13 protein-coding genes are annotated in these 18,744 nt (G+C 45.2%); 12 read left to right on the forward strand and 1 reads right to left on the reverse strand.

Annotation, left to right across the window (positions count from 1 at the left end; all coding sequences use genetic code 11):
* Window positions 1-14: 14 nt before the first annotated feature.
* The 10 genes from ESE_RS0107625 (at window position 15) to ESE_RS0107670 (ending at window position 15,909) form a co-directional block, all read left to right on the forward strand.
* Window positions 15-1,208, forward strand: coding sequence for a nucleotidyltransferase (locus tag ESE_RS0107625; protein ID WP_010373541.1), 1,194 nt, complete (start codon window positions 15-17; stop codon window positions 1,206-1,208).
* A gap of 3 nt (window positions 1,209-1,211) precedes the next feature.
* Window positions 1,212-1,754, forward strand: a complete 543-nt coding sequence (locus ESE_RS0107630; RefSeq protein WP_010373543.1) for a DUF177 domain-containing protein — start codon at window positions 1,212-1,214, stop codon at window positions 1,752-1,754.
* A gap of 74 nt (window positions 1,755-1,828) precedes the next feature.
* Window positions 1,829-4,471, forward strand: coding sequence for a DNA mismatch repair protein MutS (mutS, locus tag ESE_RS0107635; RefSeq protein WP_010373545.1), 2,643 nt, complete (start codon window positions 1,829-1,831; stop codon window positions 4,469-4,471).
* 14 nt (window positions 4,472-4,485) lie between these two features.
* On the forward strand, window positions 4,486-6,483 hold the full coding sequence (mutL, locus tag ESE_RS0107640; protein ID WP_010373547.1) for a DNA mismatch repair endonuclease MutL: 1,998 nt from the start codon (window positions 4,486-4,488) through the stop codon (window positions 6,481-6,483).
* 77 nt (window positions 6,484-6,560) lie between these two features.
* Window positions 6,561-7,013 (forward strand): flavodoxin domain-containing protein, encoded by a 453-nt coding sequence (locus tag ESE_RS0107645; RefSeq protein WP_010373549.1) that lies wholly within the window; start codon window positions 6,561-6,563, stop codon window positions 7,011-7,013.
* A 346-nt stretch (window positions 7,014-7,359) separates the two neighbouring features.
* The gene (locus tag ESE_RS0107650; RefSeq protein ID WP_029237490.1) at window positions 7,360-9,018 is read left to right on the forward strand and encodes a hypothetical protein; all 1,659 of its coding nucleotides are present in this window, start codon (window positions 7,360-7,362) and stop codon (window positions 9,016-9,018) included.
* A gap of 86 nt (window positions 9,019-9,104) precedes the next feature.
* Entirely contained in the window at window positions 9,105-9,875 is a 771-nt protein-coding gene (locus ESE_RS0107655) for a M57 family metalloprotease (protein WP_010373553.1), read from the forward strand.
* Window positions 9,876-10,340: 465 nt separating this feature from the next.
* On the forward strand, window positions 10,341-10,685 hold the full coding sequence (locus ESE_RS0107660; protein ID WP_010373556.1) for a hypothetical protein: 345 nt from the start codon (window positions 10,341-10,343) through the stop codon (window positions 10,683-10,685).
* Between the two features lie 32 nt (window positions 10,686-10,717).
* Window positions 10,718-12,016, forward strand: a complete 1,299-nt coding sequence (locus tag ESE_RS0107665; RefSeq protein WP_010373558.1) for a hypothetical protein — start codon at window positions 10,718-10,720, stop codon at window positions 12,014-12,016.
* Between the two features lie 308 nt (window positions 12,017-12,324).
* A complete protein-coding gene (locus ESE_RS0107670) occupies window positions 12,325-15,909 on the forward strand; it encodes a KxYKxGKxW signal peptide domain-containing protein (protein WP_029237491.1) in 3,585 nt (1,194 codons plus the stop codon).
* A gap of 65 nt (window positions 15,910-15,974) precedes the next feature.
* On the opposite strand, the gene ESE_RS0107675 is transcribed toward ESE_RS0107670, so the two are convergent.
* Window positions 15,975-17,798: a helix-turn-helix domain-containing protein gene (locus ESE_RS0107675; protein ID WP_010373561.1), complete on the reverse strand. Its 1,824-nt coding sequence runs from the start codon at window positions 17,796-17,798 to the stop codon at window positions 15,975-15,977.
* A gap of 226 nt (window positions 17,799-18,024) precedes the next feature.
* Here ESE_RS0107675 and ESE_RS0107680 point away from each other — a divergent pair, with 226 nt between their 5' ends.
* Window positions 18,025-18,255, forward strand: a complete 231-nt coding sequence (locus tag ESE_RS0107680) for a hypothetical protein (RefSeq protein ID WP_010373563.1) — start codon at window positions 18,025-18,027, stop codon at window positions 18,253-18,255.
* An 83-nt stretch (window positions 18,256-18,338) separates the two neighbouring features.
* Window positions 18,339-18,602, forward strand: coding sequence for a hypothetical protein (locus tag ESE_RS0107685; protein WP_224159296.1), 264 nt, complete (start codon window positions 18,339-18,341; stop codon window positions 18,600-18,602).
* Window positions 18,603-18,744: the final 142 nt, after the last annotated feature.

Below are 18,744 nucleotides of genomic sequence, written 5' to 3' on the forward strand. Positions count from 1 at the left end.
GGAGTGAGCTGGTAATGGAGGCTGTTGGGCTAATAACCGAATATAATCCGTTCCACAATGGGCACGCTTACCATGTAGCGCAAGCGAAAGCACTGACCGGTGCGGACGTCGTGGTCGCTGTCATGAGTGGTAATTATGTGCAACGTGGGGTGCCAGCTACCTTTGACAAGTGGCAACGGGCGGAACTGGCGTTACGAGGTGGGGTTGATTTAGTTTTTGAATTGCCGTTCGCATTTGCGGTACAGCCAGCGCATATTTTTGCGCGTGGTGCGGTGCAATTGCTCGCCGATGCGGGTGTGAAAACGATTGTTTTTGGTGCTGAACACGGTGACTTGGACTTTCTAGCGCTGGCGCAACAGGCTCACCAACGGCTAATGGCTGACAAACAATTTTCAACTGACTACAGTCAAACTTATGCCACGGCGTTTAATGATGTCCTGGCAGACGTGGTTGGCTTTCGATTAACTGATCCTAATGATATGTTGGGGTTTGCGTATGCGACCGCTGTCATTGACTTGGACTTGGTAGGCACAATCACGTTACAACCAATCCAGCGGATTAAAGCTGGCTACCATGAGACGCGGTTGGTTGATGATCATATTGCCAGCGCAACTGCCATCCGAGAATTAATGGACAAACAAGCACCAACGACGTCTTTCTTACCGTACGTTGGACAGCAAGCTGCTGAGCTGTTAGCCCAAGGCGCTCAAACCGCACCTTGGTCAACGACTTGGTACCATGCGTTGCAAACGAAAGTGATGACAACGCCAATTGCTGAACTTGAACAAATTTATCAGTTAACGGATGGTTTAGCGTATCGATTGCAAGAACAGGTGGCGCAACACCTAGCGACTGATTTCACGTCATTTATGGCAGCATATAAGTCGAAACGTTATACACAGGCGCGCCTACAACGCACGTTACTGTACACTGTTTTAAATATTACAAGCGCGGAAATGCAAACCGCGATGGCAACGCCTTATTTGCGCATGCTTGGGGCCACGACACTTGGTCGTCGTTATCTCAAGCAACAGCGTGATGAGTTTTCGTTGCCAGTGATACATAAAGTTGAAAAGGATGATTTAACTGGCATTTTAGCGCTTGATTATCGAGCTGGTCGGTTGTATCAACTTTTCTCACAACGACCAGCCGATCTTGCAAAGGCGCAGGATACCGGTCGCATTCCAGTTTTTATAGAAAGAGGATAAGTCATGAAGTGGCAATTTGTGGAACTCCAAAAGTACAAGACAGAAGCACTCCAATTCAATGAAGTTGTGGATTTGAAGGATGAAATTACAACAACATTTGGGGATGTCATTTTAGATGTTACACCGTTGACGGTGACGGGATTTGCACAAGCAGATCGTGAAGACATCATTGTTCACGCGAATGTGAAAGGACAACTAGTGACGCCGTCAACGCGTTCATTGGAACCTGTGGAAATGCCAATTGATTTTGACATTGACGAAGTTTACTTGCAAGATGAAGCGCACGCTGATCGTTATGAAATTGAAGATTCAGTCATCTTAGTTGAAGATGGTGTGATTGATTTCAACCAAGCGTTGGCTGAGTACGTGGCATTGTCAGTACCATTGCAAGTGTTGACTGAAGAAGAACAGAATCAACCAATGCCTGAAGGTAATGGTTGGGCAGTGATTTCTGAAGATGACTTTGACAAGAAAAAGGAAGAAGAGCCAGTGCAAGCAAACACGCCACTGGCTGGTTTGGCTGACTTGTTCAAGGATGAAGATTAGTTAAACAGAGGCGCTTACCGGCGGTGAACCGGTGAGCGTTTTTCCACATTTTAAACGGAAGGAATACTTGCATAATGGCTAAGCCGAAAGAAACGCCAATGATGAAGCAGTACAACGAAATCAAGGCGCAATATCCAGATGCATTTTTGTTTTATCGTCTGGGAGATTTTTATGAACTGTTTAATGACGATGCCGTTTTGGGCTCACAATTATTAGAATTAACGTTGACCCAACGGAATAAAAATTCCGCTGAACCGATTCCTATGGCCGGCGTACCACATCACGCCGCCCAGAATTATATCGATATTTTGGTCGATAAGGGATACAAAGTTGCGGTTGTTGAACAGATGGAAAATCCGGCTGAAGCAGAGGGGATGGTTAAGCGCGAGGTTGTCCAACTGGTGACTCCTGGTACCCGAATGCGCACGAGTGCTGATGCGGCAAAAGAAAATAACTATCTAGTTAGTCTATCAATGACACCAGCAGGTGGGTTCGGTTTGGCGTACACCGATCTATCAACGGGTGAAGTTAAAGCGACCACGGTGACTGCCACTGGGGGCGTTCTTAATGAAATCAGTCGCCTTGAAACGAAGGAGATTGTTACAAACGCAACGTTGCCAGATGATTTGATGGCTAATTTAACCAGTTTGGGAATTTTGGTGTCACATCAGGATGAAGAGGCGGCGAATGCGGAAACGTCATATTTGACGCAACAACTGACGGTGCCAGAACAAAAAGAGGCTGCTGATGTGTTATTGGCCTATCTATTTGCGACACAAAAGCGGTCACTCGATCACTTGCAAATGGCGTCATCATACGAAATTGCCCAATACTTGAAGTTAGATCGTAACTCACGCGCTAATTTGGAATTGACGGTTAATTTACGCACCCAACAACGGTCAGGTACCCTCTTGTGGTTACTGGACAATACGAAAACCGCAATGGGTGGGCGTGCCTTAAAGCAGTGGTTGGAACAACCATTACTGGATCGGGAAACGATTGAACAACGCTATGACAAGATTGGTGAGTTGCTCAAGGATTTCTTCTCGCGGGCGGCGTTACAAGAAACATTGAAGTCAGTTTATGATTTGGAACGTTTGGCTGGTCGCGTGGCATATGGTACAGCGAATGGGCGTGACTTATTGCAGTTGCGCAATTCTTTGCGACAAGTGCCAGACATCATGGTGACACTGGGTGATTTGGATCCGGCCGTCTTTGGTGATTTGCTACGTCGAATTGACCCTGTTTCAGACATTGAAAAGTTAATTTCCACGGCCATTGCTGAAGAACCACCAATTTCGGTTACCGATGGTGGTGTAATTCGGGCCGGGTATAATACACGCTTGGATGAATATCGCAGTGTCATGAAGAATGGTAAGCAATGGTTAGCTGAATTAGAGGCGAAGGAACGTAGCGAAACCGGTATTAGTTCGTTGAAAATTGGCTTTAACAAGGTGTTTGGTTACTACATCGAAGTTACTAAAGCGAACATTGATAAACTTGACCCAGACCGTTATACACGGAAGCAAACCTTGGTCAATGCGGAACGCTTTATCACGCCCGAACTAAAAGATCGCGAACAAATGATTCTGGAAGCTGAAACGAAGTCGAGCGATTTGGAGTATCAGTTATTTACGGAAGTGCGTGAGCAAATTAAAAATAACATTACGCGTATTCAAAAGCTCGCTGCCACGTTGGCCGAATTGGATGTGCTACAATCATTAGCAACCGTGGCAGAAGACTACAAGTTTACGCGACCTGAGTTAACGGATAAGCAACGGTTGGTGATTAAGGACGGTCGCCACCCGGTTGTGGAAAAAGTATTGGGCCACCAATCGTATGTCGCCAACGACGTCTTTATGGATGAGGATGAGACCATCATGTTGATTACGGGACCGAATATGTCTGGTAAGTCAACCTACATGCGTCAATTAGCGTTGACGGTGGTGATGGCACAAATTGGTTCGTACGTGCCAGCTAGCGAAGCTGAATTACCTATTTTTGACCAAATCTTTACTCGCATTGGGGCGGCGGACGACTTGATTTCCGGTAATTCAACGTTCATGGTGGAAATGTCTGAAGCAAATACAGCCATTCAGAATGCCACAAAGCGATCATTGATTTTGTTTGATGAACTTGGACGCGGAACGGCAACCTATGATGGAATGGCTTTGGCGCAAGCGATTATTGAACACGTGCACAATAACACGAAGGCGAAAACGTTATTCTCAACTCACTATCACGAGTTAACAGCGTTGTCTGATGAGTTGCCTAATTTGCGAAATGTTCACGTTGGCGCGACGGAAGAGAATGGTGAACTAGTCTTTTCACACAAGGTCTTAACAGGACCAGCAGATCAAAGTTACGGAATCAACGTCGCGAAATTGGCTGGCTTGCCAGATAGTTTGATTGACCGGGCGGCTGATATCTTGGCTAACTTGGAGGCACAGGATGTGTCATTGGAAGCAACGGCACCAACACGACCTGCTAAGTTAGCTGAACCAGTTGCCACCTATCAAGCGTCAGTGGCTGAGCCAGAACCCGAGGTTGCGGCGGCCGAACCAGCGGATACGCAGTTAGACTTGTTTGCGGTTGGACCAGAAATTGATCCTGCTATGCAAGCTGTTTTGGATGAAATTAAAGCAACAAATATTGCAACAATGACGCCATTAGATGCCATGATGAAGTTAAATGAGTGGCAAAAGCAAATGAAGTAAAAGAGGGTTAAGAGATGGCTGAGATTCATGAGCTTTCTGATATTTTAGCGAACCAGATTGCGGCCGGTGAGGTGATTGAACGGCCTGCGTCAGTGGTTAAAGAGTTGGTTGAAAATGCGATTGATGCTAATTCCCAGCAAATTGATATTTTGGTGGAAGAAGCAGGGGTAAAATCAATTCGCATTATCGATGATGGCGATGGCATCGATGCTGACCAGGTGACGAAGGCCTTTCTGCGTCACGCAACATCAAAGATTACATCGCGTAATGATTTGTTCCGCGTGCATTCACTTGGGTTCCGTGGTGAAGCGCTACCATCAATTGCGTCAGTTGCGGATGTTGTGTTGGAAACAGCCACAGCCGGAGCGGAACAAGGTAAGCGGGTTCACTACAAGGGTGGCGAATTACTCGAGGAAATCGGGACCGGTGCACGTAAGGGAACGGACATTACGGTGTCAGATATTTTCTTCAACACGCCAGCCCGCTTGAAGTATTTGAAGTCACAGTCGACCGAGTTGGCCCAGATTGTGGACGTTATCAATCGATTGGCACTGAGTTATCCAGAGATTGGCTTCCGGTTGTCGCACAATGGTAATGAGGTGATGCGAACAGCAGGTAATGGTAACTTGCAACAAGTTATTGCGGCCATTTACGGTGTCCAACAAGCGCGTAAGATGCAGGCTATCCAAGCTGAAGATAACGACTTTGAGGTGTCGGGTTACATCTCATTGCCAGAATTAACGCGTGCAAGTCGTTCATACATTTCGGTGCTGATTAATGGGCGCTATATTAAAAATTACAATCTCACCAAAGCCCTGATTAAAGGCTATGGTTCTAAGCTAATGGTTGGTCGCTTCCCCATTGCGGTGTTACAAATAACAATGGATCCATTGCTGGTTGATGTGAACGTACACCCGCAAAAGCATGAGGTCCGCTTGTCGAAAGAAAGCCAGTTGATGGCGTTGATTGAACAAGCTGTGAAGGAGCGGTTTGCTAACGAGAATTTGATTCCGAATGCCTATGAGAATTATTTGGGTGAAGAACAAAATGCAGCTGAAAATGATGCCGCCTTTATTGCCCAGCTGAACGATGCGTCACAGCCATACGTTAGTTCGTACGCGCCGGAGTCGACACCGGATCATCCAGTGCCAATGACGCCAGCTGACTATGAAAAGTTGGCTGACAACTTCTCTGTGTCTGATGTGACCCCTGTGGTCGTTCATCATGCAGAGGAACTGCAAGGAACAGCCGTGAGTGAGTTTGCGACTAAGTATCAAGATGGTGCGGACATTAACCCCTTCGACGAAGGTGGGACAGCGATGGTGGCTGAGCAAAAGTCACTTGATTTGACAGATGACAGTATTCAAGCAGTTGATGAGCATGGACAAACATTCCCAAAGTTAGACTATATTGGCCAAATGCACGGGACGTTCTTGTTTGCGCAATCTGAAGAAGGGCTGTACCTCATTGACCAGCACGCGGCTCAGGAACGTGTTAAGTATGAGTATTACCGTGAAGAAATCGGTAAGGTCGGCTTGGAAATGCAAAAGTTACTCGTGCCGATCGTGCTGAATTATCCAAAAATTGATATTTTGAAGATTCAGTCACATGAAGTCGAGTTAGCCCAAGTTGGCCTACATTTGGAACCATTCGGGGATGATGCGGTCATTGTGCGCGAGCATCCTGGCTGGTTTGAAAAGGGACAAGAAGAAGATACGATTCGTGAAATGGTTGACTGGATTCTACGCGATGGTAGCTTAACGGTTGCGCAATTCCGGGAGCGAACGGCAATTATGATGGCATGCAAGCGCTCAATCAAAGCTAACTGGTCAATGAATGATTTTGAAGCTAAGGGGTTGCTTGATCAATTATCACACTCAGAGAACCCTTATAATTGCCCACACGGTCGGCCTGTCTTGGTGACATTCTCAACGTTGGACATGCAAAAGATGTTCAAGCGTATCCAAGATTCACACGAACCTTGGATTGAGTATGATAATCACCCCTTTTAATTTGAAAGTGGCCTAATTTAGCTATAAACTAAACACATCAATTAAGAAATTAAAAACTTTAACAGAGGTAATTTATCATGAAGGCACGTGTATTTTACGCAACTATCACTGGGAACAACGAAGACGTCGCAGATGTAATTATTGATACATTTGAGGCAGAAGGTGTTGAAGTCACTAAGGAAGATATCCAAATGGTTGACCCTCACGACATCTCAGCTGATGAAACTGATATCGTTGTGGTTGTACCATACACGTTTGATAAGGGAACGGTTCCTGACGAGTCTTTGGACTTCTTTGAAGATTTGGAAGATACTGACCTATCAGGTATCGTTTATGGTGTCTCAGGTTCAGGGGATGACTTCTACGGTAAGGACTTTGCAGTTGCTATCGACAAGTTCGAGGCCCAATTCGAAAAGTCAGGTGCTACCAAGGGTGCAGACGGTGTGAAGGTTAACTTGAGCCCCGACGTTGAAGCAACTGAAGAACTACAAGCATTCACGAAGGCTTTGATTGCTAAGGTAAATGCATAATAACTTCTCAAAAAGACAGAAAACCAATCGGCTTTCTGTCTTTTTTTCATGCTATTATTTGCTGAGCTATGTGAATTGTATGTAACCGGCATCGGACTTTACGATAACAAAAGCTCTGACAAAACGGAAACAATGTCCTATACTATTAAGAAGTGGATAAGATAGAGAAAGAGAAAGTGTGGTCTACTATATGTTATTACGCGAACGCATAAATGAGATCCGTCAGACCAAACACATTCCCATTGAAAGGTTTGTGCGAAACGGTATCTCAAAAAATAAATACTACCGGTTCGTATCAGGCGAGGGGTCCGTTAGTATCGGAGATTTACAAAAAATAATTGAAATCTTGACGGTTTCGTTATCGGAATTGGTAGCCGAATCTGATGAGCGTGATAGTTTGATTTTCAATGAATTTGGTGACTATTGGCAATTGTCACTGCCTGAATTGCGCGAACGTGCTAGCGTGTTCGCGCACCGTTATATGCAAACGCAAATGAAGGCGCATTATATTGCGTCGACAGTGTATGAATTATTAGCGGGGCGTAAAGCTGGCGAAGATATTTCAGATTATGTTGATGAATTATATAAAGAACTGAAACGGCAACGTTTTTTTACAATTTTTGATTTGCAAGTTTTTCGCATTTTAATGCCACAGTTAAACGTGGCACGTTTCTTTAAGTTGTATGAGGTGTTTGCCGTTTCATTGCGAACTTATGAAAATTATAATCCGGCTGACGGTATTGAGTTGATGGTAAAAGTGCACGCAACTGCTTTGTCATATGCCATCAGTTCGACAGCACGAGCCCAAAAGTACTTGAGTTTTGTCATTGAACAAATTGAAGCTTTACAAGGGCGCCCATTTACATCTGAATTTTCGATTATGAAACGCTTCGTGTCGATTGTGCGCCTGTACCAAAGTGGTAATGTGGATGCGGCTAAACGCGCGTTCGATAGTTTTAATGGGGCAGCCAAGCGATTAGATGTTCAGCGCTTATGGGTGTCCCCCAACTTGTTGGATTTCGAAACATTTTGGAAGCGATTGATTTCGATTGACCCAAGCAAACTTCAGGAATCTGATACAGCCCTAAAATCAGCTGAAATTGAAACGGTTGATTTTGGCGTTTTTGGTATGGGTGAAGCATTTGCCTTTATCATGAAGCTTAAGAAATTATCAGTCCATGAATTTGAGCTGGCGGGGATGAGTCACTCTAAAATTTATCGGGTTCGTAAAAACCTAGCTGAATTTGATGTGGAAGATTTGTTTGCGGGAATGTTGGCCGCCCGTTTGGATGTCCGTGATATTGACGTATATTTAACGGCCAGTTCGGCTGCAATGGGGCGCCCACGGTTTGGTATGCGACACCTAAGTCTGACGGAGTTACAAGAGGCGATCACCAAGTACGAAGCCTTAGCTGAAGAAACCGGCTTAGATTTGTATACGGAAATGAGTCTTGAATTCCGGGGTGTAGTCATTAAAAATACGGTCAAGAATTGGCTGACATCACCAGAATTACAACAATTGTCTGACGACGTTAAAACCCATTTGGAACATTTTGATGAATGGCATGAGTCGCAACACCGGCTTGCTTCGTGGGCGTTTTTGGATGAAACGACTGATGTTGGCGTTGGTCAACGGATGGAAATTTTGTTATCGTTCACTCGCAATGCACAGGTGTTTAAGTATCCGTACGATCCGATTTTAATTAATTTTGATCCGGTTTTAATGCAGGCGATCTTACGACAGGATGTTGCAAAGGCGCAAGAAGTCTACCAACGCTTGTTTGCAGAATACCAGGCACGCCCTGATTTGCAAATCTACTTCAATTATCGTTGGCATAAATTGTTGAACGAACAGCTGCTAAAAGTTGTTCAAGATGGTTTCGTGGTGCCGATGACAATCGAAGGTGTTTTGCGCGATGTTGAGACCGTGACTGGCGAACGTCGATTTATTGTGCCTTATTTAGCGATTTTGGACGCAATTCGTGAGGTCTATCCGGCTTACTAATTGTGAAACGAAATGCTTGAAAAAAGTGCTTGGCACTGTATAATCCAATACGGGAAAGAAATTGAGTTGAGATGAGGTTGAATACGATGCGTGTAACGCAACATGTTTTATTCCGAATCGTGATAAGTTTGCTTGGTGTCTTACTGGTTGCTGGTCATACAGCCCATGCTGACACCGTTAATCAGGCGCGGTATCGCGTGAATGTGTTAGCTGGTACGGCAAACCAGCGCAAAGCTGTTGTGGCCGCTGAAACGATGTGGACGACAGCCTTGCACGAACCAAGCCTCTTTCAGGCAGCTGATGCGCAATCGGACGCCACGACAATCACGATTGAATTTAACGATACAAAAGAAATTGCGGGCCATGCGAAAGGAAACCAAGTAGCAGCTGATGTTTTAGGCGAAACATCGGATGTAGCTGGCACCAAAAAGATTGTCATTTTTACAAAAGGAATATTCACTAATTTTAAGTTGACCTCATACCAGACGGCAGCTGACTACACAGCCAGCGTTATCGCCCACGAGATGGGCCACGCGATGGGTCTACGACACACTTTGAACAACAAGAATGACTTGATGTACCCAGTGAACACGGGGCCGAATCAAGCGATTACACACTTAGACGCGACTAAGTTACCGTGGCAAGTGTCGACGGCAGCTTTAAGTGATTTAGATAAGAATACATCGATGGCAAATAGTCAGTTCGTTACAACGCGCATGTCGATGTTTTCAGCCAGAGTTGCCCATTTGCCTATGCTCTTTTGGGGCATGGTTGCGGCCTTGGCAGTCGCTTCGTTAGCAATTATCATCAGATTGGTTGCTTGGCGTCGGAAAGTTTTAGCTGGACTGCAAAGTTAATTTGAAAAAATAACGGACAAATGGCAAAAACGTCCCAGATTTGAGCTGAATTCGCATAGAATTCAGCTCTTTTTTTAGGTTACTTGGAAAACCATAGTTATAGAGCTTAATTTGGGGAAGAAACCAAATATGAAGGTTAGGCGGGGGTACACTTATACATGTTAAGAAATGAATTGGCTGGTGGAGCGGTTGACTTTTCTCTCATACCACACCATACCTAATTGAAAAGACGCGATCTTTTTGCAACACTCGATCAGTCAATTCATTTCTTAATAGCTAGTGTGATGTTAGCAATGACTGGTAAATTCAAATGAGTTTACCCGTTTTTGTGTTAAACACTAACTTTTTTATCCTGGATAGTGGAAAGTGTTGCTATACTGGGACGTAAAGAGAAGGCAAGACCATATGCACACAAGTTGCTTTCGGTTAGAATGAAGATACATTCGGAAACTAAGGGAACGCGAAATGGATAATATGGTATCAAAAACAAAGTCGGGCGTCTCCGATCAGAAGACGTACCGGAAAACATTAAGAAAGAGAATTAACCAGCGCGGCCAAAATATTATGGTGATGATCGGTTTGTATTTCGTCACTAGTGTGTTCGATATGTTTATACAACCGAATTCACGTTTGTGGATTACGTTATCATTGGCGGTACTGACCACAGCAATTTTGGCATCAATTGCGCGACTGGTTTATACAATTTTCCTTCGGGGAATTGCGAAAGGTTTGTTAGCGAATATTCCGTTGGTGTTCTTGGCAATTGCTTGGATATTTAAAGCAGTTGCACTGAGTTATACCATTCATTAGGAATGTTTGTGGGACGAAAGAGGGCGTCAGACATGACATTAAAGAGAGAAAAAATTGTGTTGACGGCACTCGTTGGTTTGGCAGCCACGGGAACATTGCTCGTTCAACAAGAGAAATTGGTTGAAGCTTCACCATATACATCAGGACTTGAATCGGCAACAAGTACTAATCAAAAGCAAATTGTGATTAATTTGGTTGATGATGCAGGAAACCCAGTTACCTGGTTCCAGTCAGATGGTACTAACGGCGGATCAAGCATTGAATATGCCGGCCAGGACGGTAACTTGGAAGGCATGCAGTTGATTGCATTGCCAGCCGGCGTTACTGCAACTGGAGTATCATCTTCTGATCAGGATCAAATCGCAATGGTACAAGGCGGTCAACTATACGTGACGTTATCTGCCATTCAAGGCTCAGTTGCTCACTTCACATTGACGGGGGCTGCCTTTGCATCAAACAACCCAGCGTCATCTAGCGCAACGTCAGATGCAAATTCATCTGCAGCAACTGATCCTGGGTCAGTAGCGTCAAGCGCTTCGTCTGTTGCACCGAGTGCGTCATCTGTTCAGGTATCACACAGCGTATCTGCAGTCGTGACAACGCCAAGTGAGGCGCCGTCATCGGTGGTCACTTCACAAGCACCGGCATCATCTTCAGCAGTAACGATGCCTAGTGATACGACGTCAGAGGTAGCTAGCGAGACACCGGTGGTATCCAACGTACCTTCACAATCAAGTATCACGGTAGCGCCATCCCAATCAGTCGCATCATCTGCTTCAGAGGCCAGTGAGTCAGCGACGGTTACACCATCTAGTGCAATCAGTTCAGCGGCATCAGCACCGGCAAGTATGGCTGCAGTTGCTGCCAGTGATACGGGTGTTCAGTCTGAGGCCACACCAGTTGTGCCACAATCAAACGGGGTAACCCAGGTTATCCTGCCAGCATTGGCAACCCAGCCAGCCGCAATTATTAACTTGCCTAAGATGGCAACAACAATTGCGCCAACTAAGCAAATTGATTGGCAAGCGCCAACGTCTGCAAGTGCGGTCATTGACGCAGCAGCAGCGTTGCAACAACCAGCGCAAACGACGCCAGTAAGTGCGCCGGGTCTTGCATCAGCAAAGCCAAGCACTAAGCGTGATCAGCCAAATGACACAACGGTTGTTAAAAAGGGGTCATTATTAAGTTCAACGGCTGACGCGCCAAAGCCTTCAATGTGGAACGACAAAGCGCGGACGTTTTCAGCGTTATCTGTTGGTATGAGTGCATTAGCGGTTGCTGCTCAGATGCTCTTGTCAAAGTTAACAATCTTTAAAAACCTATTACAATAAAGTGGCTTAACCAGTTAGTGTAAAGCCACTTATCACAAACATTAAAAACAGCGGTAGAATGTTTCAAAAGCGACACATTCTACCGCTGTTTTTTGCTTATTTTTTATACATAACCACAGTAACCTGTTATAATAATAAACATGGAATGGTAGTTGGTATGATACACAGAGTTTACGCTTTTTGCGTAGGTGTTTTGTACTGTGGAAATGAGAAAAGGTCACGCGTCTACTAGTAAGATGGGTGGCCTTTTCTGATATCCTCAGGCCAAACGCGAACCGCTTTAAGAAAACAGAGAGGAAGTTTGGGAAATGAATTTCAAGTCTTTCAAAGCATTAGAACCAACACAAAAACATTTTAAGATGTATAAAGACGGTAAGCGTTGGGTCGTTGCGGGAATCTTTGCCGCTGCAGTTGGACTGGGCGGCTTGATGCCAGTGAACGTTTCAGCTGATGTGACACCAGCTGAGCAAACCAGTACGTCAGCTACGGCCACAACCAATCAAATAGCGCCCAACGTTGATAGTGCATCGAATTTAACGGTAGCGGCTACCTCAGTCGCTAGCACAGCATCGACATCTGCAAATGAAAATTCATCAGCAATCGCAAGCGATGAATCGATTAGTAGTGTCAGTGATCAATCAAGTCAATCAATGGTGTCGTCAGTTGTGACATCAAGTTCTGCCGTCGTAAGTTCATCGGTCAGTGTGCAAAGTTCATCGCAACAATCAGGTGAAACTAGTCAATCAGTTGACAGCACAGTTGATTTAGGTGTTGTAGATGGTGATGATCAAAGCGCCATGGCGCAAGTAACTGCGACGGCGCAAAGTTTGTCAGCAGTTCACGTCCCAGTGTCTTACGCGGCAGTATTGCCGGCGGCTACGTCAAGTGACGTCGCTAGTTCAGTTGCACCTGCCGCCAAGACCGCTACAAGCAACGTTGCGTCGGATACGCAAGTTAGCCAAGAAACGGTGGGTTCGCACTTTACGGCGGTGACATCGGGGGCGACAAAGTCACAAGCGGTTATGACAACTCTGACGCCAGCTATGGCTAGTTCATTGGCGATGATGGCGTCTTTAGCGGCCGACTCAGCTAAGACAGTAGCCGGCTATAATCGAAGTGCAAGTGCAACTTATGCTAGTTTAGTGGCAACCGCTTCATATTATGCTAGTATTGCGGCAACGAATAAGTCACGATCAGTCTATACATTAACGACCAATAAGGGACAACAAGGTGCATTAACGTTTAACAAGCAAGTTGATATGAAGGCAAATTGGACGTTAAATCTTGAATTGGACTTGGCCAATCTACAAGATATGAACCACGTCTTTGGTGATTTCTTAGGTCTTACACTGTTGCCAGTTGATCCTAAAGCAGCTGCAACGACCGGTAATAATGGTGGTGGTTTGGGAATTGATGGTGTTAGGGGAGCGTTTGCTTGGGGTCTTGACCTGAATGCAAATAATGGTGATGGCATCACTAATCTTGCTAATACGATTGCCCAGGCTGGTTTCCGATTGACGGCACCTGAAAACGGCACCGTTATTAAGGCTGGTACGCAATTGAAGTCCGGCTTTACCGCCCCTGATGGGACAGTTTATGCCGCCAATGATGTTGTGAAGAACGATATCGCTTATGCTGCTGGTGAGCTGTTACCAGCAAATATTAACCCTGATGGCACAGCTATGACGAATACCCAAGCGATTACTGACTTGGTGGCCCAACTTGGTGGGCACACGCTGGGGTATACCAGTTATGGGAATGCCATTTGGACACAATATGTTGGTTATCACGTGGGCTCAGGGCTTGATTTTATAAATCACTCAGTGACGACTAAAACAGGGATGACGGCTGATAGTTTTGCGACAGATGTACAAACTGCGGGTTCTAATGATTTAGGGACGGCAGTAACACCAAACATAGTTGTGCCTGTTACGATAAGCTATGTTGCAAATGGTGATGGTACAGGGGTGTTAACGGTTCAGGCAGTTGACGGTTCGTATAAGCAATCAATGGTTGTGGGTGCAAAAAATGTGGCCACGATGGCGTTGGCAATTAAGGCCATCACCGGTGATTCTAGTTCACAAATGGGTGTGACATTAGTTGATCAAGGAACGACGCCAGCGTTTTCGTTGATTAATCCAATGGTCGTTGACAAGGGGGGTGATGTGACCACGCCAAGTACCTTGCCTGCTTCGGCACCAAGTTCGACAGCTTCTTCAAGCGTTTCGTCGGCAGTATCAGAATCATCGTCAGCCGCATCATCGCTTGCGACATCAAGTGTAAGTGTTGCCTCAGTTGCACCAGCTACGCCAGTCACACCAAGTTCTAGTGCACGGATTGACGCAACGACACCAAAATCTGAGCAGTCTAGCAAGGCGGAGTCACATCAGACTCACCATAACCAGACGAAGGTGGCCCGGACGCAGCTTGCCGAAAAGATGGTCGTTGATCGAGCCGTACCGCATGTTGCGTTGACTAATTCTAAGGCGACACATGCTGCGACAACGACTGTCCAACGGATGGTTGTGCGGAGTGCGGTGCTACAAAAATTAGTGGCACAGTTGGCACATACAAATAATAGTAAGCAACATGATGTTTTGCAGGCAGTTAACAAATTATTGGCACACAGTCTGCCACAGGGTAGTCATGTACGTGTCGCACAATTGGACGATAAGGCCATTGTTATCGAATGGGCAACGCCTAATAAGTCAGTTAACGGTGTACAGCGTGTTGCACGGCAAGTAACGACCACGACACCGGTCAGCATGCAAAGTCTGCTAGCTGATGGTATGAAGTGGACGAAAGCTAGTCAAACGGATACGATTGTTGGTGAAATGCCCACACTGGTGGTTGCCATTGCACAAGCTATCGGTATGGTGGCTTTGACGATTGTGCCATTATCATTTGCTGGGTTCCGCCTTGGTGACATGCAAGCGCCAGAGCAATTGCCAGTGGCCGATTTGAAGTCAGTGGCAATGAATTATGCACCGACAACCGACCTGTTAGCACGCGATGCCGATGTACCAGCTAACTGGGCTGATTGGGGGACAACTTACGCTAGCTTTTTGGATGAAGAGCCAGCTGCTCAATTAGTTGCGCCAGCTGGGACGGTTAATGTCAATGAAGCAGCGTATGCTGAGCGTTATGCTGACGCAGTGATTGCTGTCGATGAGGCGAAGATGCTGTTACAAGAGGCTATCGATGACAATGCGACAACGCGTTCTCTGGCTGAACATGGCCAAGCAGTTAGTCGTGCATTAGCTGCGGTAGTAGCCTTAAATGAAGCGCAACGCTTTATGGTTGCACAGCAAGCGACGCAGATTACCGATGGGCGTGTGACGTATCAAGCAGATGATGTTTGGTCACAAACGTTGGATCATGAGCCTGCTAATATGATTGCTGCGCCAGCTGGGTTTGCTAATATTGATGCAGACGATTACGAAGAAGCATATATTGACCACGTCTTACTACTCGAGGATGCTAAGATGGCCCTGCAAGAGGCAATGGATGATGGTGCGACAATTGGTCAGGTCGAACAGGCTGTTAAGCATGTTGAAAACGCCCTGTCAGATATCGTGGCTTTGAATGTTAGTCAGAAGTTCCAGCAATTGCAACAAGCGTCGGCACCGATGAATGAGATGGATGGTGAAGCAACAATGGAGTACAATCCAGTGATGAGCATCGTGGTACCGGATGGATTCACGATGCAAAATCAGGAGCAGTACGAGATGGCGTACATCGATCAGATTTTAGCGGTTGACGAAGCTAAGATGGACTTACGTGAGTTGTTGGATGATGAAGCAGAAACGACACGTGCACAAGCGTCAGTTGTCAATGCTGTTGATGCAGTCGCTCGGTTGAATGCAGCACAACTTATTCAACCAACCGCCTAATTAAATGTAAATTAAAACCCCGTCGCTATTCCGATTATGGAATGGCGACGGGGTTTCTTTGTGTATTAATAGACGGGATAAACTTCCTTCAACATCGTTAACAATTCTTGATAAGGTTGAATGAAATCGCGCTCCCCAGTTATTACTTCAACATCTTTTAGCAAATTATCGATGGTCAATGGAATGACATATCCCTCACGCAGAACTTTGATAAATTCGGCATTTAAGAGCATATGCCAGCGATAATTAAAGTAGATGTGCATGTCTGGTCGATGCTGGTATTCAGCAAACTGACGTGCATAAATTGCTTCGGCACGGTCAGCGTCTTTGTTTAGCACGGCCTGGATGAGTGGCGAATCATAGTTGATTAAAATTGGGTCATACGGATAACGGAATGTTTCCATATAATGACCAAAATCAACAGTCTGATCCATCCAACGCTTAATCAAATTCGAATCCGGTTGGTTCAGCATTGGCCAAGCAGCTAAACGTTGTTGTGCTTCATGCCACGTGTCGAAATGACCTAAATGGTCGGATACCTCCATTGAGAGTTGCTTCAGTTCTTCAGATTGAAGCCAATGTGGCACGGTATGTTTCAAGACGGTGCCACGGAACTCAAAGGCAATTTCTTTGTAAACATCGAAGCCAGTCTCAGCATACAAATTCTCGTAATCAGTAATGGCGAGTTGCATCTCATCAACTGATAAATGACGCATGCCAAAGCGACTGCGTCCGTAGGCGGTTGAATTAGTTGTTAGATACACATCGACATCACGAACATCTAAGCGGGCGGCCATCATGGCTGCGAATAAGTCGTTCACGTCAAATTCGGCTAAGTTCTTCCGAACTCGGTAAATTTTAGAGTGACTCATACCGGCCGTCTCAAATTCGTGAACCGATAACTTTTTCAGCTTCATAATGTATTCAAACGCCGCCCCCATCGGAACTTCTGCAAATGAGACGCCAGCCGAGTCGTCTAATCCAACGAGAACGGTGTCCGCAGCAGTTGGTTGCAATTTCTCAGGGGCGTGCGAAGTTAATTTCTTCCAGTAGACGTTGAACGTTTGCATGTTTGGGGATGCGTAAAGGCGGTCCATATCCAAACGCTTAGCGGCCCCGAAGAAAGAATCGAAGGCGCGTTGGGCGGCATCAACATTGCCCATGACGTAGAGTCGGGAAATATTAGCCAACCGTTTCATGATGGCAAATTCACCAGCAAATGGCCGGCCTCGCATATTTGATACTTGTGTTAAGACAAAGTCTAGATATTTACGCGCTCGGGCTGCGGTACTAACTGCGTAAGTCATTGCGGTCGCATGAATTTTAATCATTAGCTCAATACCGTCAGCCGGATTATAGGCTTCGTACGTCCGGAGCGAGGTTGTAAAGATCGGATACAACTTGAAAAAACGGGCCACTGATAGATAAGGCACTAGGATTCGGAAAACTTGAAGGTCAAAAATGGTAAAGAATTTTTGACGCTTCAGTCCGTTGTACAGGTCGTCAACGTAATCCGAGACTGGTTCATCTTTTTTGTGAGCGGCACCTAATTCGTACACCGTTGAAATGGTGTAGTAGGCGGTCAGCTTTGTTGCCATATAGCGACGAGCGGCATTTTTAGCACGTTGCTCATACTCAGTGGTGTCTAGTGTGAAGTAATCGCCAAATTCATTAAAAATCAATTGATCACGTTCACTGGAGTCTGCCACAACTTCCGACAATGAGACGGTCAGCAATTCAATTAATTTTTGTAGGTCACCAATACTTAGGGAACCTTCACCTGATACAAAGCGATAATATTTATTTTTCGAAATACCAGTTTTCGTAATGCGATCAATCGAGACGCGTTTCGCCTGTCTGATTTCATTAATTTTTTCTCTTAATAACATAGTCACTATACTCTCTTCTTTTAAAACCACTGTATTAATTATACCGGTATTGTGGAATAAAGATGTATTATGAGTGCCCAATTTGTCCCACGAGTAGAACGATTTAATGGATTTTTAGCTTGATTTCTACCCGAAAAGCAGATATCGCAAAAAATTAACCCAATTTTAGGCCAAAGCGGATATGAAAGTAACGGTCCTTTATACTGGCGATATAGGGGATAAGAAAATGGCAGAAAAAAAGCAAACGGTTTTAACAATCTTGATGGATCTGTATGCACAGGTCGAAGAATCAAATACAAAGTTACGTTATATTGTGTTGTCGACTTTTCGTGATGTGGTTGAGAGTCGACGGGATGTTGGTGATATTGTGACACAAATGGTTAATAAGATTACATCAGATGTGCCAGAATTAAATAGCTCATTTTATGAGGAAATTATGCGGATTAGCCATAAATAAAACCAGATTTAACGCCTAAAGCGGTCATAAACTATGCATATATGACTTGTATGATAAGGCTATCTTAAAAATGGTGGAGAAACATGATGGCAGATTATTCAGCAATGTCAACTGGGGTGGGTCAGTTGAACTATACCTTTGGCACATCAACGGCAGCGGAGTTTGGTGTAAAAATTGAGAATGCAGGGACCCATACAAACGGTTTCCGGCAAACACAAATAGCTCGTATTCAAGAACGGGTTGCAGCTAAGCCCAACATTACGTTTGCTCGCTTACGAGCTGACTTGAATATGGATACAGCGGATCTACGTCAATTGGCACGCGAAGCTGGCGTTGAATTGCGATAATCACATACTAAAAATGCGCGATATTAACTCAATTCTGAGACAAAATGATAGTTATCGCAATAACTTGTGTAAGATAGTTTTTGTGCTCGAACCAAGCGTTTGGGTACACTATCTCTATCTTAACAACCACTAAAAAAGCCAC

Origin of the sequence: Weissella cibaria KACC 11862 (genome assembly GCF_000193635.1) — a bacterium.
In the GTDB taxonomy this organism is placed as follows: domain Bacteria; phylum Bacillota; class Bacilli; order Lactobacillales; family Lactobacillaceae; genus Weissella; species Weissella cibaria.

Bases quoted from the DNA above. Each gene is read 5' to 3' on its own strand.
- ESE_RS0107625 (WP_010373541.1), top strand. From the start codon at position 15: ATGGAGGCTGTTGGGCTAATAACCGAATATAATCCGTTCCACAATGGG.
- ESE_RS0107630 (WP_010373543.1), top strand. From the start codon at position 1,212: ATGAAGTGGCAATTTGTGGAACTCCAAAAGTACAAGACAGAAGCACTC.
- mutS (WP_010373545.1), top strand. From the start codon at position 1,829: ATGGCTAAGCCGAAAGAAACGCCAATGATGAAGCAGTACAACGAAATC.
- mutL (WP_010373547.1), top strand. From the start codon at position 4,486: ATGGCTGAGATTCATGAGCTTTCTGATATTTTAGCGAACCAGATTGCG.
- ESE_RS0107645 (WP_010373549.1), top strand. From the start codon at position 6,561: ATGAAGGCACGTGTATTTTACGCAACTATCACTGGGAACAACGAAGAC.
- ESE_RS0107655 (WP_010373553.1), top strand. From the start codon at position 9,105: ATGCGTGTAACGCAACATGTTTTATTCCGAATCGTGATAAGTTTGCTT.
- ESE_RS0107660 (WP_010373556.1), top strand. From the start codon at position 10,341: ATGGATAATATGGTATCAAAAACAAAGTCGGGCGTCTCCGATCAGAAG.
- ESE_RS0107665 (WP_010373558.1), top strand. From the start codon at position 10,718: ATGACATTAAAGAGAGAAAAAATTGTGTTGACGGCACTCGTTGGTTTG.
- ESE_RS0107670 (WP_029237491.1), top strand. From the start codon at position 12,325: ATGAATTTCAAGTCTTTCAAAGCATTAGAACCAACACAAAAACATTTT.
- ESE_RS0107675 (WP_010373561.1), bottom strand. From the start codon at position 17,798: ATGTTATTAAGAGAAAAAATTAATGAAATCAGACAGGCGAAACGCGTC.
- ESE_RS0107680 (WP_010373563.1), top strand. From the start codon at position 18,025: ATGGCAGAAAAAAAGCAAACGGTTTTAACAATCTTGATGGATCTGTAT.
- ESE_RS0107685 (WP_224159296.1), top strand. From the start codon at position 18,339: ATGATGGCAGATTATTCAGCAATGTCAACTGGGGTGGGTCAGTTGAAC.